Raw genomic sequence first — 19,085 nt, 5'->3', positions numbered from 1 at the left:
TGCGCGACGAAAGCAAAGCGCGCCCCACGGCGGCGCTCACGCTGCACCCGGCGACGGGTAGCGGACGTCGAGCACGTCGATCGGCTCAGGACCGACGGGCGTCAACAGCGTGACCGTGTCGCCGACGCGCGCCTTCAGCAGCGCACGCGCGACGGGCGAGATCCAGCTCACGTGCCCGCGATCGAGATCGACCTCGTCGACGCCGACGATCGTCACCGTGTGCTCGGTGCCGTCCTGCGTCGCGTAATCGACGGTCGCGCCGAAAAACACCTGATCCGCGTTCTCCTGGCGGCTCGCGTCGACGACTTCGGCAAGATCGAGGCGCTTCGTCAGAAAGCGGATACGGCGATCGATTTCGCGCAGACGCCGCTTGCCGTAGATGTAGTCGCCGTTCTCGGAGCGATCGCCGTTCGACGCCGCCCACGACACGAGCTTCACCACATCCGGACGCTCTTCGTCGATCAGGTGCAGCAACTCGTCGCGCAGACGCTTGTGGCCCGCCGGCGTGATGTAGTTCTTCGCGCCGGGCGGAATCGCCGCCTGCGCGTGTTCGAGGTCGTCGTCGTCTCCGTCCGACTCCTTCACAAACGCCTTGTTCATGATGCAATTTCAACGACTATCGGATACTGCAAGGTTACACGAACGGCCTCATCCGATAAATCATCCAGGGCTTCCGCATGAAGAGGCATGTCAGGCAAGGCCGAGGATGGAGTCACGCATAGCGGTATCCCATGCGGCGAGGTTACGGATGTTCTTCAGGCTCACCTTCTTGGGCTGCCGACTCTGAGCCAGCCGGGCGAGATTGAGTGTGATCTTGCGCAGACTGGCCATGTTGCGGGCGGCCAGGGTGTCGCGGATCAGGCTGGCATCCTCGCCCCACGAGACATCGAGGACCCAGTGCAGTTGGTTTTCGATGCCCCAATGAGCACGGATGATCGGAGCCATCTCAGTTGCTTTCACCGCTTTCGAGCTGATGTAGTAACAGCGCTCGGTCGTCACTTTCTCGCCAATCTGGCGTGTGCGCTCAAGCATCACCAGCCGCTGGAGACCCGCCCAGTGCTGTCCTGTCCCGCTCAGCCACGCCACATCATCGCTGACCCGGCAAACCCGGGTCTCCAGCCGCCCGTGGCCTTTGTCATGTTCGGTGTGCTCCCAGTACGAGCTTTCGAGCTTGCCGTCCTGGGCAGCCGCAAACCACTGGCGCACGCCTTCGGCCAGTCGCGGCTGATTGTCCTTGACCGCCAGAACGTAGTCGGCCCCGGCCTCCACGATCGTGCGTGCGATCTCGTGCTGCGTGCCGATCGCGTCGATCGTTATCGTCGCGCCCTGCAAATCGAGCGCGGCCAGCAATTCCGGGATCGCCGTGATCTCATTGCTCTTATCGGCCGTGCTCACTTGCCCGAGGCTCAAGCCGTTGTTCGAGCACCATGCCGACACCAAATGCAGCGCCGCATGCGTGCCGCTACGGTTGCCGCGCACCGCCTTGCCGTCAATCGCCACATGCTGGCCAGCCAGCGCCGGACACAGTTGCCCGACCCAGTCGATGAAGCAGCGCTCAAACGCTTTCGCACTGAGCGCGCCGAATACCCGCCGGAACGTATCGGGCGACGGCACGCCGTTCTCATACGCCAGATGGCTACGCAGCCAAGCAAGCTGCGTGCGGCCCCACAGTGTCATCGTTTCCCAGTCCTCGACGCCGCATAAAACCGCGCACAGGGCGGCAAACAGGATTTCCTGCAACGGATAACGGCAGGCGCGGCAGCGCGGGTCTCGCAGTTCGGCAAACGCGTCCATGATCGTTGGCATCTCTCGTCCGGCAAAAATCGAGAGTAAACCTGAGACGCCAAATGTTTACAACAACCTTTTCCGCTCTCAGCCTTGATTCATGGGGGCCTTCATGCGGAAGCCCTGATAAATCATCACGAAAGGCTTCCCTTTTTAAATTTGTTTGCTATAATCTCACTTCTGCGTGCGGCTGTAGCTCAGTTGGATAGAGTACTTGGCTACGAACCAAGGGGTCGTGGGTTCGAATCCTGCCAGCCGCGCCACTTTTTCGAGGCCTTCTCCCGAGAAGGCCCTTTCAGTTGAAGTTGTACCGCTTTGCGTGCGGCTGTAGCTCAGTTGGATAGAGTACTTGGCTACGAACCAAGGGGTCGTGGGTTCGAATCCTGCCAGCCGCGCCATTTATGAAGGGCCTTCCTCCGGGAAGGCCCTTTGTTTTTGCCCATTCTCGGACAAACGCACCCCGCTGCCCCGCCGGCATCACGCCGAGGCAAGCGCGGCGCATGCGCCCCACCGCCGGGCGCCGCCCACGCACTAGTAGTCCTGCCGCTCGCGATCGATCCGCATCCCGCCATCGTGGCGCGCATGCACGACATCGTCGCTCGAGCGCTCACGCATGATCCGCATCACGTCCGGATTCGTGCGCACGCGGCGCATCACGTTCGCGAGGTGCACGCGATCGCTCACCTGGATCACGAAGCGCAGCACCGTCGATTCGTGCGTCAGATCCTCGTCCATCGCGATGTGGACGATGTTCGCGTCGGCCGACGTGATGTCGGCCGCGACGCGCGCGAAGATGCCCTTCGTGTTGCTCACGAGCGCCTTCACCGCGACGTCGAACAGGCGGCCCGGCTGCGGCGCCCATGCAACGTCGATCCAGCGGCCCGGATCGCGCCGGTGGATGCGCTGCGCGACGCGGCAGGCGGTCGTGTGGATCGCCATTCCGAGCCCGATGCCGATGTAGCCCATGATGTCGTCGCCCGGAATCGGCCGGCAGCACGCGGACAGTTGCACCGACATGCCTTCCGTGCCGGTGATGACGACGGGCGGCGCATGGTTCGCCGCATGACGCTCGGCGCGCGGCAGATCGTCGTCCGCATCGCGCCCGCTCGTCAGCACCTCGATCCGTTTCGCCATCACGGCGGCCACGCGGCGGCCGAGGCCGATGTCCGCAAAGATCTCCTGACGGCTCTTGTTGCCCGTCCACTGCACGAGCTTTTCCCATACCTCGGGCGCGACGTCGGCGAGCGCGAGCCCATAGCCCTTCAGGCTCTGATCGACGAGCCGCTCGCCCAACTGCACCGATTCGTTCAGGCGCATCGTCTTCAGGTAATGCCGGATCGCCGAGCGCGCCTTGCCGGTGCGCACGAAGCCGAGCCACGCGGGGTTCGGCTTCGAGTACGGCGCGGTAATCACCTCGACGATGTCGCCGCTCTTCAGCTCGGTGCGCAGCGGCAGCAACTCGTTGTTGATCTTCACGGCAACGCACTGATTGCCGAGATCGCTGTGGATCGAATACGCGAAGTCGAGCGCGGTCGCACCGCGCGGCAGCGCCATGATCTTCGACTTCGGCGTGAACACGTAGACCGCATCCGGGAACAGGTCGATCTTCACGTGCTCGAGGAATTCGCTCGAATCGCCCGCCTCGCTCTGGATGTCGAGGAGCGACTTGAGCCACTGGTGCGCGCGCTTTTGCACGTCGTTCAGATCCGCGCCGCCGTTCTTGTACAGCCAGTGCGCGGCGACGCCCGCTTCCGCGATCTCGTGCATCTTGCGCGTGCGCACCTGGAACTCGATCGGCGCGCCGAACGGGCCAACGAGCGTCGTGTGCAGCGACTGATAGCCGTTGACCTTCGGAATCGCGATGTAGTCCTTGAACTTGCCGGGCACGGGCTTGTAAAGCGCGTGCAGCACGCCGATGCACGTGTAGCAGTCGAGCGGATGTTCGACGACGATCCGGAAGCCGTACACGTCGAGCACCTGCGAGAACGACAATTGCTTGTCGCGCATCTTCTTGTAGATGCTGTAGATCGTCTTCTCGCGACCGGTGATTTCGGCATCGATCTTCGCGTCCGCCATCGCGCGCTGCACCGACTCAAGGATCTTGCCGATCACTTCGCGGCGATTGCCGCGCGCGGCCTTCACGGCCTTTTCGAGCGTCGCGTAGCGATGCGGATTGAAGTTCGCGAAGCTCATGTCCTGCAGCTCGCGATACGTATTGTTCAGGCCAAGGCGGTGCGCGATCGGCGCGTAGATGTCGAGCGTCTCGCGCGCGACGCGGCGGCGCTTCTCCATCGGCACCGCGCCGAGCGTGCGCATGTTGTGCAGGCGGTCGGCGAGCTTCACGAGGATCACGCGCACATCGCGCGCCATCGCGAGCAGCATCTTGCGGAAGTTCTCCGCCTGCGCTTCCTCGCGGCTGCGGAATTCCATCTTGTCGAGTTTCGACAAGCCGTCGACGAGCTCGGCGACCTTCGGGCCGAAGCGCTCGGCGAGCTCGCTCTTCGTCACGCCCTGGTCTTCCATCACGTCGTGCAGGAGCGCCGCCATGATCGCCTGCGCGTCGAGCTTCCAGCCGGCGCAGATTTCCGCGACGGCGACGGGATGGGTGATGTAGGGTTCGCCGCTCTGGCGATACTGGCCGAGGTGGGCTTCGTCGCTGAAGTGGAACGCCGCCTTGACCTCTTTGATTTCCTCGGGGCTGAGGTAATCGGCAAGCGCGGCGGTCAGTTTCGCGATGGAAACGACGCCGTGCTTGCGGGGCTGCTCGGGTGTCGCGGTCGGCCCGAACAGATGGCGAAACGACTGTTCGAGGACCGCGTCGATATATTGACGCGCGTGCGACGCAGCGGTGGCTTCGGCGTGCCCGGCCTCCGAGGAGGCGGACGATGGTGTAGTGCTCATTTTCGCCTCCTTGGTTCGCTCGTCGGTTGCGCGGGGGACTACATGGCTGAAGAAACCGGGTGCGCCTTAAACGGGCACTTTCTTCAGCATTTCCACGCCGACCTGGCCGGCCGCGATCTCGCGCAGCGCGACGACCGTCGGCTTGTCGCGGCTTTCGATCTTCGGCGTATGGCCTTGCGCGAGCTGCCGCGCGCGATAGGTGGCGGCGAGCGCCAGTTCGAAGCGGTTCGGAATCTGCTTCAGGCAGTCTTCAACGGTAATGCGAGCCATGTTGGGTCATTCCTTCTGAATATGTTGCTTATTCTACCTTATGTGCCTTGTTCGCCGCCGTCACTCCGCATGCGGCAGATGAATGCCGAGCTCGACGAATAGTTCGGCATGCCGTGCATATTGCGACGTGAAGCGCAGGCGCGTCGCGGCGACGATGCACTCGAGCTCGGCGAGCGCGCGCGCGAAGGTCTCGTTGATGACGACGTACTCCGCTTCCGCCGCGTGCGCGATCTCGCTGCCCGCGGCGAGCAGGCGCCGCGTGATCACGTTCGGCTCGTCCTGTCCGCGCTTTTTCAGCCGCTCCTCGAGCGCCGCGAGCGACGGCGGCAGGATGAAGATGCCCACCGCGTTGTGGAACTGCTTCTTCACCTGCTGAGCGCCCTGCCAGTCGATTTCGAGCAGCACGTCGTGGCCGTTCTTCATCTGCTCTTCGATCCACACGCGCGACGTGCCGTAGTAGTTGCCGTGCACTTCGGCGCTCTCGAGAAACTCGTGGCGCGCGTGACGCTCGCGGAAGTCCTCGACCGTCGTGAAGTGGTAGTGCTGGCCGTCCTGCTCGCCCGGACGCGGCTTGCGCGTCGTGTACGAAATCGACAGACAGATGTCCGGATCCTTTGACAGCAGCGCGTTGACGAGCGTCGACTTGCCCGCGCCCGACGGCGCGACGACCATGAAGAGATTGCCGGGATAGACGCCGGCGTGCAGCGAATGCGCCGCCGCGCCGTCGTGGTTCGAATCGGTCATGTTGCGTTACTCCAGGTTTTGCACTTGCTCGCGCATCTGCTCGATCAACAGCTTGAGCGCCATCGACGCGTCGGCGAGTTCCTTCGCCGCCGCCTTCGAGCCGAGCGTATTCGCCTCGCGGTTCAGCTCCTGCATCATGAAGTCGAGACGCTTGCCGACGCGGCCGCCCTTCTCGATCACGTGGCGCGTCTCGTTCAGATGCGCGGTGAGGCGCGACAATTCTTCCGCGATGTCGATGCGGATGCCGTACATCGTCACTTCCTGGCGGATGCGCTCGGCCGCCTCCTCGCGCGACACGACGGGCGCGCCGCCCTCCGGCGCCGCGACGCCGAGCGCTTCCTGCAGCCGCTCGACGATCTTCTGCTGATGCTTCGCGATCAGCTCCGGCACGAGCGGCGCGATGCGCGCGACGATGGCCTCCATCTCGGCGACGTTCGCGAGCAACATCGTCGCGAGCTGCGCGCCCTCGCGCGAGCGCACGACGACGAGCTCGCCGACCGCCTCCTTGCCGCACGCGAGCACCGCTTCGCGCAGCGCGTCGGCCGACACGCCGCTCTCGGCGAGCACGCCCGGCCAGCGCAGGATCTCGCCCGCGCGCAGGCGGCCCACGCCCGGAAACGCGTCGAGCACCGCGCGCTCGAGCTCCGCGAGCTGGCCGAGCGCCGCACGGTTCAGCGCGCCCGCGTTCACGTTCTGATCGCCGCGCTGCAGGTTGATGCGCACGTCGACCTTGCCGCGCGACAGCTTGTTCATCAGCATCTCGCGCAGCGCCGGTTCGCACGCGCGCACGTCGTCCGGCATCCGGAAATTCAGGTCGAGGAACCGCGAATTCACGGTCCGCAGTTCAACCGATACGCTCGTGCCGCCATTGCCGGAGGCCGTCGCGAGATCGCGCGTCGCGCTCGCATAGCCCGTCATGCTGTAGATCATCGTTCGTCCCGTCGTTTGATGGCCCAGCGGGCCGGAAGGATTCGAGACGCCCGGCGCTTACGAGGCGCGGGGCGCGAAACGGTCATTATCCCATTTTTGCGGGCCGGACCCGCCGGGCCGATGTGCCGCGCGCGCGGTAAAATTCGGGTTTCTCCTCAGCAGATTGCCCCGATGACGAATTCCTCCCCACGCCCGAGCGGCCGCCGCGCCGACCAACTGCGCGACGTGCGCATCACGCGCCACTACACGAAGCATGCGGAAGGCTCGGTGCTCGTCGAGTTCGGCGACACGAAAGTGATCTGCACGGCAAGCGTCGCCGAGCGCGTGCCCGAGTTCCTGCGCGAGCGCGGCCAGGGCTGGCTCACCGCGGAATACGGCATGCTGCCGCGCGCGACGCACACGCGCAGCGACCGGGAAGCGGCGCGCGGCAAGCAGACGGGCCGCACGCAGGAAATTCAGCGCCTGATCGGCCGCGCGCTGCGCGCGGTATTCGATCTGAACGCGCTCGGCCCGCGCACGCTGCACCTCGACTGCGACGTGATCCAGGCCGACGGCGGCACGCGCACGGCAAGCATCACGGGCGCGTTCGTCGCCGCGCACGACGCGGTGACACAGCTCGTCGCGGCGGGCAAGATCGCGCGCTCGCCGATCACCGACTACGTCGCGGCGATCTCGGTGGGCGTATTCGGCGGTGCGCCGGTGCTCGATCTCGACTACGACGAAGACTCCGCGTGTGACACCGACATGAACATCGTGATGACAGGCGCGGGCGGCTTCGTCGAGGTGCAGGGCACCGCAGAAGGCGCGCCGTTCTCGCGTGCCGAGATGAACGCGCTCCTCGACCTCGCGCAAGCCGGCATCGGCGAACTCGTGCGGCTGCAGCGCGCCGCGCTGGAGGCTTGACGATGTCGCACGCATCGCCCGGCGCCGCGCGCTCGCGCATCGTCCTCGCGTCGAACAATCCGGGCAAGCTGCGCGAGTTCGCCGCCCTCTTCTCGACAGCGGGCATCGATATCGTGCCGCAAGGCGAGCTCGGCGTATCCGAAGCCGACGAGCCGCACGTGACGTTCGTCGAGAACGCGCTCGCGAAGGCGCGCCATGCGTCGCGCGCGACGGGCCTGCCCGCCGTCGCCGACGATTCCGGCCTGTGCGTGCCCGCGCTGCGTGGCGCGCCGGGCGTCTACTCGGCGCGCTACGCGCAGCGCGCCGGGCGCGAGAAGAGCGACGCGGCGAACAACGCGTATCTCGTCGAGCAACTGCGCGACGTCGCCGACCGGCGCGCGTACTACTGCTGCGTGCTCGCGCTCGTGCGCCACGCGGACGATCCGGAGCCGATCATCGCCGAAGGCCGCTGGGCGGGCGAGATCGTCGATGCGCCGCGCGGCGCGCACGGCTTCGGCTACGATCCGCACTTCCTCGTGCCGGCGCTCGGCGCGACGGCGGCCGAGCTCGATCCGGCCGCGAAGAACGCAGTGAGCCATCGCGCGCTCGCGCTGAAGGCGCTCGTCGCGCGGCTCGGAGAGATTCGATGAGCGACGCGGCCGCCAACGGTGCGCGCGTCGTCGCGACGTTCGCCGCGCCCGGCCGGATCCGGCTCGCGTCGCTGCCGCCGCTCGCGCTGTACGTGCACTTCCCATGGTGCGTGCGCAAGTGCCCGTATTGCGACTTCAATTCGCACGAATGGAAGGACGGCGGCGCGCTGCCCGAGCGCGACTATCTGGGCGCGCTGCGCGCCGATCTCGAGCACGCGCTGCCGCTCGTCTGGGGGCGCCAGGTGCACACGGTGTTCATCGGCGGCGGCACGCCGAGCCTGCTGTCGGCGGCGGGGCTCGACCGGCTGCTGTCCGACGTGCGCGCGCTGCTCCCGCTCGACGCGGACGCCGAGATCACGCTCGAGGCGAACCCGGGCACGTTCGAGGCGGCGAAGTTCGCGCAATTCCGCGCGAGCGGCGTCAATCGTCTGTCGATCGGCATCCAGAGCTTCAGCGAAGCGCACCTGAAGGCGCTCGGGCGCATCCACGACGCCACGCAGGCGCGCGCCGCGGCCGAGATCGCCGCGCGCACGTTCGACAACTTCAACCTCGACCTGATGTTCGCGCTGCCGAACCAGACGCTCGACGAATGCCGCGCGGATCTCGAAACCGCGCTGTCGTTCGCGCCGCCGCATCTGTCGCTTTATCACCTGACGCTCGAGCCGAACACGTACTTCGCGAAGTTCCCGCCCACCGTGCCGGACGACGACACGTCGGCCGACATGCAGGACTGGCTGCACGAACGCACCGCGCAGGCGGGCTACGCGCGCTACGAGGTGTCCGCATATGCGAAGCCGCATCGGCAGTGCAGGCACAATCTCAACTACTGGCGCTTCGGCGACTATCTCGGGATCGGCGCCGGCGCGCACACGAAGCTGTCGTTTCCGAACCGGATCCTGCGCCAGGCGCGCTACAAGCATCCGGCGACGTTCATCGAACAGGCGAAAGCCGGCGCGGCCGTGCAGGAAGAGCGGGAAGTGGGCCCGCACGATCTGCCGTTCGAGTTCATGCTGAACGCGCTGAGGCTCGTCGAAGGCGTGCCCACGCACAGCTTCGCGGAGCGCACCGGCATGTCGCTCGCCTCGATCGGGCCCGCGCTCGCGCAAGCCGAGCGGCGCGGCCTCATCGTGCATGATCACACGCGCATCGCGCCGACGCCGCTCGGCCAGCGCTTCCTCAACGATCTGCAGGCGCTTTTCCTGCGCGACGAATGACGGGCGACCGACCGGCGTGAACCGACGCGTGCGCGCTCAGGCGCGCACGCGCGAATCGAACGCCGCGACGCAACGATTCGCGCGCCGTTTCGGTTACAATGCTCGACCTTGGAAGCGTGGCCGAGTGGTTTAAGGCACTGGTCTTGAAAACCAGCGACGGGCAACTGTCCGTGAGTTCGAATCTCACCGCTTCCGCCAAGTCCTCCTCTCGCCGTCTCCGAATCGATCCGGCAGTCACCTCCCCGCACGCGTGACCTTCAACGCATGGCCTTCATCAAGACAAGACGCGCCGCCAGGAAGCGTTTTGAATCTGTCGATGCCAGACAATGCGAACGACGCTTTCATCGATGCATCGTCCCGCTCACGACGCCAAGGCGTTCGAGCCGGACACGCACGCGCCTGAAGTCGTGCTGCGATGGAGCAAGTGCGCTCGACGCCTCGACCCGTGCGCTCCAAGGCCGAGTCGGGTCACTGCTGCTCGCCACGGTCATTCCGTGTCGGCACGTGGACGGCGGCCCGCGATATTCGTCGAGTCGACACCGAGGCCGACCGGCACGAACACCGGCTTCGACACCGATGAACGCGCTTCAACCGACCGCCCTTTACGACCTTTTTACTTGTAACCGGATGGCGGCTCAATAAAATATCCCTGTAATCCCACCGAGAGCCGGCGACATGACCATTCGATGTCCTCGTCCCCCAAGTTGCATCGCGACCTGACAGGCAGGACGCCGGCTCTTTTCTTCGAGCGGTCGCCCTGCCGACAGGCGGACGACGCGCGCCCGTAGCAACCTTTTCGAGTGCCTTTGCGCATACCCGGAGCCGCGATTGCGGCGATTCGGGATGTGACGCGCCCGGCCGCGATGGCCGGCGCGCCCCTGTGCTTCGCCCGCCCTTTCGAACTTCACCTCGCTTGCACGCAGCGGATGATGCGCGAGCACGCGCGCCATCTGCACCGAAGAAGAAAGGATGACTGATGAACGAGCTTCATGGAACGGCGACGCCGGCCAGCATGCCGCGATTGAGCGCGCATGAAATGGCCGCACTGATGCTGCTCGAACATGCGCCCGTCGAGGTCGAGCAGGGAACGCTCGACATGACCGCGCTCCGCGACGCAGGGCTGGCGGAACTGGTCGATCGGGAAAAGGGTGAGCCCAAGTTCTCCATCACGCGAAAGGGCAAGGTCCTGTTGCGAATCCTGAGCGTGCTGGTCCCACGGGAAAGCATCGCCTCAGCGGCGTATCGGTCCTGATTTCGCGAGCGTCTCGCCAAACGCGCGAGCCGCTACCCCATGCACGTCGGCGCGAACACGCTTTGATCCACGGGCATGCCCGCCTGCATGCATTGCAATGACGAACTGGAATCCTGACATGTTTGAACTCAACAAGCATTACACGCGCGAATTCATCCACACCGCCTGCGGCGGCAACAAGCAGGCCTTTCTGCCGACGAAGAACGGCAAGGTCGTGGCCGCCTGCCTGCGAACGGATCTCAATCCGCAAGCGCCGGACGTCATCATCTGCGACGGCAGCGCATCAGCGCGCGCCGCAGGCAAAACGCTCGCCGGTCAGGGCGGTACGATCCCCGTGTTCATCAAGATGGAGACGGACGCGTTTCGGTTCGTCGGCCTGTTTGCAGTCAGCGAATCCTTGATCGCGCCGCTCGATTACACGCCCTATGTGCGCAACAGCGGATTCACGATCGGCCAGGTTTCGCGCGTCCTGAAAATGAAGCGCTGCGAATAGGCATGAAAGAAGGCGGCGCGACGGCAATTCGGCGTCGTGCCGCCGTTCGGCTGCCGGCCGGCGATTCGGAAACGGCCTGCGTCGCCTTCTACCGCCCGGGGCGCGCACTCTTCTCCGCGAACTCGGCGACGAGCGGGCCATACGCCCCCATCGCCGGGAATCGGTCGAAGCTGTGCGCGGCGCCCGTCTTCGCCCAAGGCAGCGCCTCGCTGGCATAGGTTTCGATATAGGGCTTGAACCATCCGCAATCGTCGAGCATCGTCGGGCGGACGTTGACGAATCCCATGCTGGGTTCGAGCTCGGTGAACACCCAGCTTTTGCACCAGTCGCAATGCCGGTGATGAATCTCCGCGCCATGCGCGCCGCCGACGACCGGCTCGCCGGCCGTCACGCGAAAGCCGCCTTCCGGAATCGCCATCGAGAGTGAAAAGGCGCTTGCGCTCATCCTCTGGCAGCCGGTGCAGTGGCACGCCATCGTCAGCAGCGGCGGCGCGGTGATCTCGAAGCGCAATCGTCCACAGCGACATCCTCCCGTCCAGGGCAATTTCCAGTCGTCCATCGCACGCTCTTTGGCAGTGGGCATTCAAAGAGACGAAATCATATTACGGACCGGAACACACAATCAACGCAGTTCGCATGCGCCGAAATCCGGCGCGAGGCGGCTTCGCATCGTCACCACGCCGCCATCGCGCGGCGCCGAAACCGCTCCCCGGAGAACGGAGATCGTTTGTCCCGATGCACAGCGATACGCTCAGACCTATCATGAAATCTGCGCTCTGCCGATCTTCCGGGAGGCGATCATGACGACGCGCGACGAGTTCCTCCGAATCCGGGCCGCATGGCGCGGCGCTGTCCTGTCCGCGTGCGCGGCCGCGCTCGCGGCCTGCACGATCACGCTGCCGCCGCCGCACGGCGCGGTCGTCGTGCCGAGCGTCTCGTCGATGAGCACGACCGAATACCGCGCGGCCGTCGCGCAACGCATCGCCGACAGCAATTCGGATCGCATCCTGCACGGCACGCCACAAGCCATGCTGCGCTCGCTCGTCGTCGTCGCGTTCACCATCGATCGCAACGGGCAGCTCGTGAAGTCGGCCGTCTACCGCAGCAACGGCGACGACGAAGCCGAAGGCATCGCGCTCGCGTCGCTGCGCCGCGCCGCGCCGTTGCCGCCGCCTCCCGCGAAGTTGCTCGACGGGCGCGGCCAGATCGAAATGATGGAAAGCTGGCTCTTCAACGACAACGGACAATTCCAGTTGCGCACGAAAGCGGCGCCGCAGGCGCAGACGCTCAACTGAACGCGAACACGCACGCACTCGCGCGCGATCCACCGCGCTCTCGCACGCGGCGCGCGACAACGCGCGACGGCTCGCGGCCGCGTCGCTATAATTTCCCGCATCCGCATTCGGCCGCAAGGCCCGCTTGCGCGGCGCACCCACCCGGCGGGCCGCGCAACGCATCGACGACACGCGGCCGCACGATACGCGGCCGGCTCGCGGGCAAGCGACGGCCCGCGTGGGCGCCGCGTGCACTTCGCATTGCTGCGCGCGAACCGCCGGCATGCGCCGAGTGCCGCGTCGCGCCCGACTCTCGATTCGAACAAAGGGGCAACGACCGCCGACCGCGCGCGACGAGCGACGCGCGCTCGAGCGAACGCTGCGCCGCCACAACCGGAGACCCGCATGTCGGATACCCGTCTTTCCGCTTCCGCCGCCGCGCCGCGCGCCGCCGACACGACGAGCCACCGTCGCATCGCGTTCGCGAGCTTCATCGGCACGGCGATCGAGTTCTACGATTTCTACGTGTACGCGACGGCCGCCGCGCTCGTGATCGGCCCCGTGTTCTTCCCGCACGGCTCGGCCACCGCGCAGGCGCTGTCCGCATTCGTCACGTTCGGCATCGCATTCATCGCGCGGCCGATCGGCTCGTTCCTGTTCGGCCACTTCGGCGACCGGATCGGCCGCAAATCGACGCTCGTCGCGTCGCTGCTCGTGATGGGCGTCTCGACGACCGCGATCGGCTTCGTGCCCGGCTACGACGCGATCGGCGCGCTCGCGCCGATGCTGCTCTGCGTGCTGCGGTTCGGTCAGGGCATCGGCCTCGGCGGCGAATGGGGCGGCGCCGCGCTCCTCGCGACCGAGCACGCGCCCGCCGGCAAGCGCGGCTGGTTCGGGATGTTTCCGCAGCTCGGCCCGTCGATCGGCTTTCTCGCGTCGAACGGCCTGTTCTTCGCGCTCGCGCTCACGCTGTCCGACGAGCAGTTTCGCGGGTGGGGCTGGCGCATTCCGTTTCTCGCGAGCGTGGCGCTCGTCGCGGTCGGCCTGTACGTGCGCCTGAAGATTGCCGAGACGCCCGCGTTCCAGGCTGCGCTCGACCGGCACGAGCGCGTGCGCGTGCCGGTCGCGGCACTCGTCGCGCACCACTGGCGGCCGACGCTGCTCGGTGCGCTCGCGATGGTCGTCTGCTACACGCTGTTCTACATCTCGACGGTGTTCTCGCTGTCGTATGGCGTGTCGACGCTGCATTTCTCGCGCCAGAGCTTCCTCGGCCTGTTGTGCTTCGCGGTGCTGTTCATGGCGCTCGCAACGCCGCTCGCCGCCGCGGCCGCCGATCGTTTCGGCCGCAAGCCGGTGCTGATCGCGGGCGCGATCGCCGCGCTGCTGTCGGGCTTCACGATGGCGCCCCTCCTCGGCAGCGGCTCGACGGCGCTCGTCGCGCTGTTCCTGACGATCGAGCTGTTCCTGATGGGCGTGACGTTCGCGCCGATGGGCGCGCTGCTGCCGGAACTGTTTCCGACCAACGTGCGCTATACGGGCGCGGGCGTCGCGTACAACCTCGGCGGCATTCTCGGCGCGTCGATCGCGCCTTACATCGCGCAGTTGCTCGCCGCGCGCGGCGGGCTCGCGTGGGTCGGCGGATATGTGTCGGTCGCGGCGGCGATCAGCCTCGTCGGCGTGCTGCTGATGCGCGAGACGCGCGACGCGAAGCTGACGTGAACAAGCCGGCGCGAACGCACTGACCCGGGCGGGCCCGCGTCATCCGGCGCGATTCGTCGTGTCTATACTCGATTGCACGGGCGCCTGCCGCGCAGCGGCGCGCGCAACGCTTTCGGCATCAGCCGACAGGAGCCGTCGAGATGGATCTGATCCGCCTGCAGAACGCCGACCTCGTATTGATCGTTGCGCTGTCGCTCGGCGGTGCGCTGCTGCTTTCCGTGCGCTTCAAGCCGAAAAGCTGGCTCGGCATCGCGGTCGAAGCGCTCGCGGCGAATCTCGCGGCCATTGCGGCCGTGATCGCGTTCGAATTATTGCTGTCCTGAGCGCGCCGGCGCACGCTCACATCGCAGCGACGCGCCGCGGCTGCTCGATGACGCCCGTCGGATAAACACGCTCGATCGCGCCGAGCACGTCGCCGACGCCCGGCGTCGCCCCCTCGTCGCCAATCGACAGCGAGTGCGGCGCGCCGCTCACGCCCAGATGCTGGCGCGACGTCGCGCGAAAGATCATGACCGTCGGCTTCGCGAGCGCATGCGCCATGTGCACGAAACCGGTATCGACGCCGACCACGAGCGTCGCGCGATCGATCTTGCGCGCGACGTCGGCGAGCGTCAGCTTGGGCAGCACGACGGCGTCCGGCGCGCGCGCCGCGATCCGCTGCGCCTCTTCCCGCTCGTGCTCGCTGCCCCACGGCAGCAGCACGTGCAGCCCGCGCGCGCGCATCTCGCGCGCGACCGCGCTCCAGTGATCGGTCGGCCAGCGCTTGTCGTCGTTCGACGTCGCATGAAAGAACAGCGCGTACGGCCCGGCCGGCTCCGCGAGCGCGGCGAGCGGCGCCGTATGCGGCTCGCGCGATTCCGGCGGCACGTCGAGCAGGTAATCGGCGCGACCCTGCGGTTCGTAGCCGAGCGCCTCGCCCGCGCTCACGCGCATGCCGTGCCACGCGTCGCAGGCGGGACGCGGACCGAAGCGGCCGTTGTACGCGAACATCGCGCCAAGCTCGCCGAGATCCTGGTTCCGGTAGCCGTAGCGCCGCCGCGCGCGTGCAAGAAATGAAATGATCGCGCTCTTGTAAACACCGTGAAGATCGATCACCGCATCGTAGCGATACGCGCGCAACTCGCTGATCGAAGCCGCGATCGCCTTCAGGTCGGCCGGGCTGCGCGCCTTCTTGAAGCGACGCAGCGGCGCGCACAACACGCGGCTCACGCCGGTGTTCCAGCGCACGACGTCGGCGCACGACTCGTCGACGGCCCAATCCACCTGCACGCCGGGGAACGCGCGGTGGAGGTCCGCTACGACGGGCAGCGTCTGCACGACATCGCCTAGCGACGTGACCTTCACAATGAGAATACGTTTCATTTTTATATGGATGTATCCAACTCGTTAGTTGGGCATTCTAAATAGACAGAACGTCACAAACAGCACAAATTGCGAAGAATTTACATTTGTCCCCACGCCGATATCGTGCTAAGCGCGCAATTATAATGTCACCTTTTTACGCGCCGACGCCCATGCAACGCCCTCGCCTGTTCCCGACCCTCACCCGCCGCACGCAGCGCATCTGGCGCCAATATGGCGTGTTCTGGCTCGGCGCGATCGTGGTCGGTCTCACGGCCGTGACATATGCGCGACTCATCGACTGGGGCTACGAAGCGTTCCGCTCGCTCGAGGGCGGCCGCCCGTGGCTCCCGTTCGTGCTGACGCCCGCGCTCGCCGCGCTGTCCGTGTGGCTCACGCGCCGCTTCTTCCGGGGCGCCGAGGGTAGCGGGATTCCTCAGGTGATTGCGACGCTGCACGCGCAGCCGAGCGCGTTCGGCTCGCGGCTGCTGACGCTGCGCATCCTGTTCGGCAAGATCCTGATCTCGCTGCTCGGGATCGTCGGCGGCTTCACGATCGGCCGCGAAGGGCCGACCGTGCAGATCGGCGCGTCGCTGATGTTCAACCTGCGCCGCTTCTACCCGCGCTCGAACGCGCTGATTGAACGCCAGCTCGTGCTCGCGGGCGCGGCGGCAGGCTTGTCCGCGGCGTTCAACACGCCGCTCGCGGGCGTCGTGTTCGCGATCGAGGAATTGAGCCGCAGCTTTTCGGCGCGCGCGAGCGGCGTGCTGATCACCGCGATCATCATCGCCGGCGTGATCGCGCTCGGCTTGAACGGCAACTACACGTACTTCGGCACGATCGAGATCGGCCAGCATTTTCCGAAAATGCTCGCGGCCGCCGTGCTGCTGACGGCGCTCGTCACGGGCGTCGCAGGCGGGCTGTTCGGCTGGCTGCTGCTGAACACCGGCCGCTGGCTGCCGGCAAGGCTGCTCACGCTCTACCGCGAGCGGCCAATCGTGTTCGCGGCGGCATGCGGCCTCGCGATCGCCGCCGTCGGCGTCGCGTCCGGCGGCACGACGTTCGGCAGCGGCTATGCGGAGGCGCGCGGGCTCCTCGACGGCCGCGAACAACTGTCCGTCCTGTATCCGTTCCTGAAAATGATCTCGATGGTCGCGTCGTATCTGCCCGGCATTCCGGGCGGGATCTTCGCGCCGTCGCTGTCGATCGGCGCGGGCTTCGGCAATCTGCTGCATTTCGTGTTCAGCGGCATGCATCTGCCGATGCTGATCGCGCTCGCGATGGTCGGCTATCTCGCGGCCGTCACGCAATCGCCGATCACGTCGTTCGTGATCGTGATGGAGATGATCAACGGCCACGCGCTCGTGATCTCGCTGATGGCGACCGCGCTGATCGCAAGCCGCGTATCGCGCCTGTTCGTGCCGCCGCTCTACGAAACGCTCGCCGAGCGCTACTTGAAGCCGCCGCAGCCGAAGCGCTCGACGGCTGCGCCCGCCCCCGCTCCCGCGCACGCCGGCATCGCGGCGGTCAGGATGCCGGAAGACGCCGAATCGGCGCCCGCCGATCCGCTCGACACGCTGCGCGACGAAGCGACGGACGACGCGCAAGCAAACGCGGCGAACGATGCGAGCGCCGCCGACGGCAATGTCGGCGCGGATGCGTCGGCGCGCGCCGACGACGCGTCGATGACCGCGGCCGATGCCGAACGCGCGGCCTCGCCGCCCCACGCGGGCTCGGTATCGACGCCCGGCGCGGCCGACGAGCCGAATGCGCGCGCCGACGGCTCGACGTCGCCGTCGGGCGACACCGCGCATCGCGAGCCGCGGCATCGTCCCGCTCAATAGATGACGACAGGCGCCGGCCGGTAATACACCGGCCGCGCCGGCACGACGACGCAGCCGGCCAGCGTCAGCGCGACGAGCGCGAGGGCGAACAGGGTCCGTTTCATCGCTAGCCCCTCCTCAGGCCCAGTGGCCGCGAACCCAGACCCAGCCCGGGCCGCGCTGCGACCAGTGCCCCGGCTCCCAGTGCATGCCGACGCGCTCGATTTCCCAATGCCCGGCGATCCACACATAGCGGTCGTGATCCCAGCGCCAGTGGCCGCGATCCCATACGTAGCCGACACGCGGCTCGGGCACGACCTCGTGGCGCACGGGTGGCGGCGCGCTCGGCGCGACGACGACGACTTCGCGCACGGCCGGCTCGATGACGACGGGCGCCGCCTGCGCGACGACGATTTCGTCGGCGCTCGCGACAAGCGGCGCGGCGAGCGCGCAAACGCCCGCGCCCGCGACGGCGAACGGCAGCACGACACGATGAAGAGAGAAAGACATCACGGCCTCCATGAACGATTGAACACGCGACGAGAGCGTATCCATTCAATGCTCAGGAAAGCGTAACGGCGGACAGGCGCTGCGTTACCGGCGGCCCGAAAGTGCAACGAGAAGTAAAGACGCGCGCGGCGGCGGCGCGCCGCGCGCGATGAGACGGGAAACGCGTCAGGCTTGCGGGATCTCGATCTTCACTTCGAGCACTTCCAGATCGTCCTGGCGCTCGAGGCTCACGCGGATGTCATCGTTCGAAATCTTCACGTACTTCGAAATGACCGCGACGAGTTCCTTTTGCAACGCGGGCAGATAATCGGCGGGCGGCCGGCCGCCCACGCGCTCGTGCGCGATGATGAGTTGCAGGCGCTCCTTCGCGACGGCCGCGGATTTCTTTTTCTCACCAAGCAGAAACGACAGAATCGACATGACGCGCCTCCGTTACTTGGAGCCGAAGAGGCGCTGCAGCAGGCCCGGCTTCTGATAGTCGGTGAAACGCAGCGGCTTGTCCTCGCCGAGGAAGCGCGACACGATGTCCTTGTACGCCTCCGCGACGTCGGTGCCGTCGAGGTGGACGGCGGGCAGGCCCTGGTTGGACGCGTGCAGCACCGCTTCGGACTCCGGCACGACGCCGATCAGCTTGATGCGCAGGATCTCGCTGATGTCGTCGAGCGACAGCATCTCGCCTTCGGTCACGCGTTTCGGGTTGTAGCGGGTGATGAGCAGGTGCTCCTTGATCGGATCCTTGCCTTCCGACGCGCGCTTCGTCTTCGACGACAGGATGCCGAGGATGCGGTCCGAATCGCGCACCGACGACACTTCCGGGTTCGTCACGACGAGCGCCTCGTCCGCGAAGTACATCGCGTGCAGCGCGCCCGACTCAATGCCCGCTGGCGAATCGCAGATGATGAATTCGAAGTCCATCCCGATCAGGTCATTGATGACCTTCTCGACGCCCTCGCGCGTCAGCGCTTCCTTGTCGCGCGTCTGCGACGCGGGCAGGATGTACAGGTTCTCGCACTTCTTGTCCTTGATGAGCGCCTGGTTCAGGTTCGCTTCGCCCTGGATCACGTTGACGAGGTCGTACACGACGCGGCGCTCGCAGCCCATGATGAGGTCGAGATTGCGCAAACCGACGTCGAAATCGATCACGGCCGTCTTGTGGCCGCGCAGCGCGAGACCGGAAGCAAAGCTCGCGCTCGTCGTCGTCTTGCCCACGCCGCCCTTGCCCGAAGTCACCACGATGATTTTTGCCATTTACCTACCCTGTGTTCGTCAATGAGGACCGACCGACCCGTTTGTCGCG

20 protein-coding genes and 3 tRNA genes are annotated in these 19,085 nt (G+C 66.4%); 12 read left to right on the top strand and 11 right to left on the bottom strand.

Annotated elements, in window-relative coordinates:
• Positions 1 to 36 precede the first annotated feature (36 nt).
• Both greB and AQ610_RS05125 read right to left on the bottom strand, forming a co-directional pair.
• Positions 37 to 600, bottom strand: coding sequence for a transcription elongation factor GreB (greB, locus tag AQ610_RS05130; protein ID WP_006025622.1), 564 nt, complete (start codon positions 598 to 600; stop codon positions 37 to 39).
• Between the two features lie 90 nt (positions 601 to 690).
• Positions 691 to 1,806, bottom strand: a complete 1,116-nt coding sequence (locus AQ610_RS05125; RefSeq protein ID WP_006029871.1) for an ISAs1 family transposase — start codon at positions 1,804 to 1,806, stop codon at positions 691 to 693.
• Between the two features lie 165 nt (positions 1,807 to 1,971).
• On the opposite strand from AQ610_RS05125, the gene AQ610_RS05120 reads away from it, so the two are divergent.
• A tRNA-Arg gene (locus AQ610_RS05120) sits at positions 1,972 to 2,048 on the top strand.
• A 58-nt stretch (positions 2,049 to 2,106) separates the two neighbouring features.
• Positions 2,107 to 2,183 (top strand) — tRNA-Arg (locus AQ610_RS05115).
• 133 nt (positions 2,184 to 2,316) lie between these two features.
• Here AQ610_RS05115 and AQ610_RS05110 read toward each other — a convergent pair.
• From AQ610_RS05110 to AQ610_RS05095, 4 genes are all read right to left on the bottom strand, one after another.
• Complete coding sequence (locus AQ610_RS05110) at positions 2,317 to 4,686, bottom strand: RelA/SpoT family protein (protein WP_006025621.1); 2,370 nt, start codon at positions 4,684 to 4,686, stop codon at positions 2,317 to 2,319.
• Positions 4,687 to 4,752: 66 nt separating this feature from the next.
• On the bottom strand, positions 4,753 to 4,956 hold the full coding sequence (gene rpoZ / locus AQ610_RS05105) for a DNA-directed RNA polymerase subunit omega (RefSeq protein ID WP_006025620.1): 204 nt from the start codon (positions 4,954 to 4,956) through the stop codon (positions 4,753 to 4,755).
• A gap of 60 nt (positions 4,957 to 5,016) precedes the next feature.
• On the bottom strand, positions 5,017 to 5,700 hold the full coding sequence (gene gmk / locus AQ610_RS05100) for a guanylate kinase (RefSeq protein ID WP_006025619.1): 684 nt from the start codon (positions 5,698 to 5,700) through the stop codon (positions 5,017 to 5,019).
• Positions 5,701 to 5,706: 6 nt separating this feature from the next.
• Positions 5,707 to 6,630 (bottom strand): YicC/YloC family endoribonuclease, encoded by a 924-nt coding sequence (locus tag AQ610_RS05095; RefSeq protein ID WP_006025618.1) that lies wholly within the window; start codon positions 6,628 to 6,630, stop codon positions 5,707 to 5,709.
• A 171-nt stretch (positions 6,631 to 6,801) separates the two neighbouring features.
• Here AQ610_RS05095 and rph point away from each other — a divergent pair, with 171 nt between their 5' ends.
• The 6 genes from rph (at position 6,802) to AQ610_RS05065 (ending at position 11,121) form a co-directional block, all read left to right on the top strand.
• Complete coding sequence (gene rph / locus AQ610_RS05090; protein WP_006025617.1) at positions 6,802 to 7,533, top strand: ribonuclease PH; 732 nt, start codon at positions 6,802 to 6,804, stop codon at positions 7,531 to 7,533.
• A gap of 2 nt (positions 7,534 to 7,535) precedes the next feature.
• The gene (rdgB, locus tag AQ610_RS05085) at positions 7,536 to 8,162 is read left to right on the top strand and encodes an RdgB/HAM1 family non-canonical purine NTP pyrophosphatase (protein WP_043282355.1); all 627 of its coding nucleotides are present in this window, start codon (positions 7,536 to 7,538) and stop codon (positions 8,160 to 8,162) included.
• Entirely contained in the window at positions 8,159 to 9,376 is a 1,218-nt protein-coding gene (gene hemW / locus AQ610_RS05080; protein WP_006025615.1) for a radical SAM family heme chaperone HemW, read from the top strand. The genes rdgB and hemW overlap by 4 nt, the downstream gene beginning before the upstream one ends.
• A gap of 110 nt (positions 9,377 to 9,486) precedes the next feature.
• Positions 9,487 to 9,574: transfer RNA gene (locus AQ610_RS05075), tRNA-Ser, on the top strand.
• Between the two features lie 778 nt (positions 9,575 to 10,352).
• The gene (locus AQ610_RS05070) at positions 10,353 to 10,628 is read left to right on the top strand and encodes a hypothetical protein (protein ID WP_009913301.1); all 276 of its coding nucleotides are present in this window, start codon (positions 10,353 to 10,355) and stop codon (positions 10,626 to 10,628) included.
• Between the two features lie 118 nt (positions 10,629 to 10,746).
• Complete coding sequence (locus tag AQ610_RS05065; protein ID WP_009913303.1) at positions 10,747 to 11,121, top strand: hypothetical protein; 375 nt, start codon at positions 10,747 to 10,749, stop codon at positions 11,119 to 11,121.
• An 88-nt stretch (positions 11,122 to 11,209) separates the two neighbouring features.
• On the opposite strand, the gene AQ610_RS05060 is transcribed toward AQ610_RS05065, so the two are convergent.
• A complete protein-coding gene (locus tag AQ610_RS05060) occupies positions 11,210 to 11,680 on the bottom strand; it encodes a GFA family protein (protein WP_045554823.1) in 471 nt (156 codons plus the stop codon).
• 241 nt (positions 11,681 to 11,921) lie between these two features.
• Between AQ610_RS05060 and AQ610_RS05055 the strand changes: the two genes are divergently transcribed.
• The 3 genes from AQ610_RS05055 to AQ610_RS05045 all read left to right on the top strand — a co-directional run bounded on the left by AQ610_RS05055 (position 11,922) and on the right by AQ610_RS05045 (position 14,437).
• Positions 11,922 to 12,416, top strand: a complete 495-nt coding sequence (locus tag AQ610_RS05055; protein ID WP_006025611.1) for a TonB family protein — start codon at positions 11,922 to 11,924, stop codon at positions 12,414 to 12,416.
• A 384-nt stretch (positions 12,417 to 12,800) separates the two neighbouring features.
• Complete coding sequence (locus AQ610_RS05050; RefSeq protein WP_006025610.1) at positions 12,801 to 14,114, top strand: MFS transporter; 1,314 nt, start codon at positions 12,801 to 12,803, stop codon at positions 14,112 to 14,114.
• Positions 14,115 to 14,254: 140 nt separating this feature from the next.
• On the top strand, positions 14,255 to 14,437 hold the full coding sequence (locus AQ610_RS05045) for a hypothetical protein (RefSeq protein ID WP_009913304.1): 183 nt from the start codon (positions 14,255 to 14,257) through the stop codon (positions 14,435 to 14,437).
• A gap of 16 nt (positions 14,438 to 14,453) precedes the next feature.
• Here the strand turns inward: AQ610_RS05045 and waaC are convergent, their stop codons facing one another.
• Entirely contained in the window at positions 14,454 to 15,476 is a 1,023-nt protein-coding gene (waaC, locus tag AQ610_RS05040) for a lipopolysaccharide heptosyltransferase I (RefSeq protein WP_009913305.1), read from the bottom strand.
• 125 nt (positions 15,477 to 15,601) lie between these two features.
• Between waaC and AQ610_RS05035 the strand changes: the two genes are divergently transcribed.
• The gene (locus AQ610_RS05035; protein WP_006025608.1) at positions 15,602 to 17,299 is read left to right on the top strand and encodes a chloride channel protein; all 1,698 of its coding nucleotides are present in this window, start codon (positions 15,602 to 15,604) and stop codon (positions 17,297 to 17,299) included.
• A 117-nt stretch (positions 17,300 to 17,416) separates the two neighbouring features.
• Here AQ610_RS05035 and AQ610_RS05030 read toward each other — a convergent pair whose 3' ends face one another.
• The 3 genes from AQ610_RS05030 to minD all read right to left on the bottom strand — a co-directional run bounded on the left by AQ610_RS05030 (position 17,417) and on the right by minD (position 19,036).
• The gene (locus AQ610_RS05030) at positions 17,417 to 17,833 is read right to left on the bottom strand and encodes a YXWGXW repeat-containing protein (protein WP_006025607.1); all 417 of its coding nucleotides are present in this window, start codon (positions 17,831 to 17,833) and stop codon (positions 17,417 to 17,419) included.
• 120 nt (positions 17,834 to 17,953) lie between these two features.
• Entirely contained in the window at positions 17,954 to 18,208 is a 255-nt protein-coding gene (minE, locus tag AQ610_RS05025) for a cell division topological specificity factor MinE (protein WP_004186076.1), read from the bottom strand.
• 12 nt (positions 18,209 to 18,220) lie between these two features.
• A complete protein-coding gene (gene minD / locus AQ610_RS05020; RefSeq protein ID WP_006025606.1) occupies positions 18,221 to 19,036 on the bottom strand; it encodes a septum site-determining protein MinD in 816 nt (271 codons plus the stop codon).
• Between the last annotated feature and the right edge of the window lie 49 nt (positions 19,037 to 19,085).

It is taken from the genome of Burkholderia humptydooensis, assembly GCF_001513745.1.
GTDB classification, from domain to species: domain Bacteria; phylum Pseudomonadota; class Gammaproteobacteria; order Burkholderiales; family Burkholderiaceae; genus Burkholderia; species Burkholderia humptydooensis.
The sequence above is the reverse complement of the archived record's forward strand: the minus strand, read 5'-3'. Positions and strand labels throughout refer to the sequence as shown.

Bases quoted from the DNA above. Each gene is read 5' to 3' on its own strand.
- AQ610_RS05095 (WP_006025618.1), bottom strand. From the start codon at position 6,630: ATGATCTACAGCATGACGGGCTATGCGAGCGCGACGCGCGATCTCGCG.
- gmk (WP_006025619.1), bottom strand. From the start codon at position 5,700: ATGACCGATTCGAACCACGACGGCGCGGCGGCGCATTCGCTGCACGCC.
- AQ610_RS05050 (WP_006025610.1), top strand. From the start codon at position 12,801: ATGTCGGATACCCGTCTTTCCGCTTCCGCCGCCGCGCCGCGCGCCGCC.
- AQ610_RS05110 (WP_006025621.1), bottom strand. From the start codon at position 4,686: ATGAGCACTACACCATCGTCCGCCTCCTCGGAGGCCGGGCACGCCGAA.
- AQ610_RS05035 (WP_006025608.1), top strand. From the start codon at position 15,602: ATGTCACCTTTTTACGCGCCGACGCCCATGCAACGCCCTCGCCTGTTC.
- rpoZ (WP_006025620.1), bottom strand. From the start codon at position 4,956: ATGGCTCGCATTACCGTTGAAGACTGCCTGAAGCAGATTCCGAACCGC.
- greB (WP_006025622.1), bottom strand. From the start codon at position 600: ATGAACAAGGCGTTTGTGAAGGAGTCGGACGGAGACGACGACGACCTC.
- rdgB (WP_043282355.1), top strand. From the start codon at position 7,536: ATGTCGCACGCATCGCCCGGCGCCGCGCGCTCGCGCATCGTCCTCGCG.
- AQ610_RS05125 (WP_006029871.1), bottom strand. From the start codon at position 1,806: ATGCCAACGATCATGGACGCGTTTGCCGAACTGCGAGACCCGCGCTGC.
- AQ610_RS05030 (WP_006025607.1), bottom strand. From the start codon at position 17,833: ATGGATACGCTCTCGTCGCGTGTTCAATCGTTCATGGAGGCCGTGATG.
- hemW (WP_006025615.1), top strand. From the start codon at position 8,159: ATGAGCGACGCGGCCGCCAACGGTGCGCGCGTCGTCGCGACGTTCGCC.
- AQ610_RS05060 (WP_045554823.1), bottom strand. From the start codon at position 11,680: ATGGACGACTGGAAATTGCCCTGGACGGGAGGATGTCGCTGTGGACGA.
- AQ610_RS05045 (WP_009913304.1), top strand. From the start codon at position 14,255: ATGGATCTGATCCGCCTGCAGAACGCCGACCTCGTATTGATCGTTGCG.
- AQ610_RS05070 (WP_009913301.1), top strand. From the start codon at position 10,353: ATGAACGAGCTTCATGGAACGGCGACGCCGGCCAGCATGCCGCGATTG.
- waaC (WP_009913305.1), bottom strand. From the start codon at position 15,476: ATGAAACGTATTCTCATTGTGAAGGTCACGTCGCTAGGCGATGTCGTG.
- rph (WP_006025617.1), top strand. From the start codon at position 6,802: ATGACGAATTCCTCCCCACGCCCGAGCGGCCGCCGCGCCGACCAACTG.
- AQ610_RS05065 (WP_009913303.1), top strand. From the start codon at position 10,747: ATGTTTGAACTCAACAAGCATTACACGCGCGAATTCATCCACACCGCC.
- minD (WP_006025606.1), bottom strand. From the start codon at position 19,036: ATGGCAAAAATCATCGTGGTGACTTCGGGCAAGGGCGGCGTGGGCAAG.
- minE (WP_004186076.1), bottom strand. From the start codon at position 18,208: ATGTCGATTCTGTCGTTTCTGCTTGGTGAGAAAAAGAAATCCGCGGCC.
- AQ610_RS05055 (WP_006025611.1), top strand. From the start codon at position 11,922: ATGACGACGCGCGACGAGTTCCTCCGAATCCGGGCCGCATGGCGCGGC.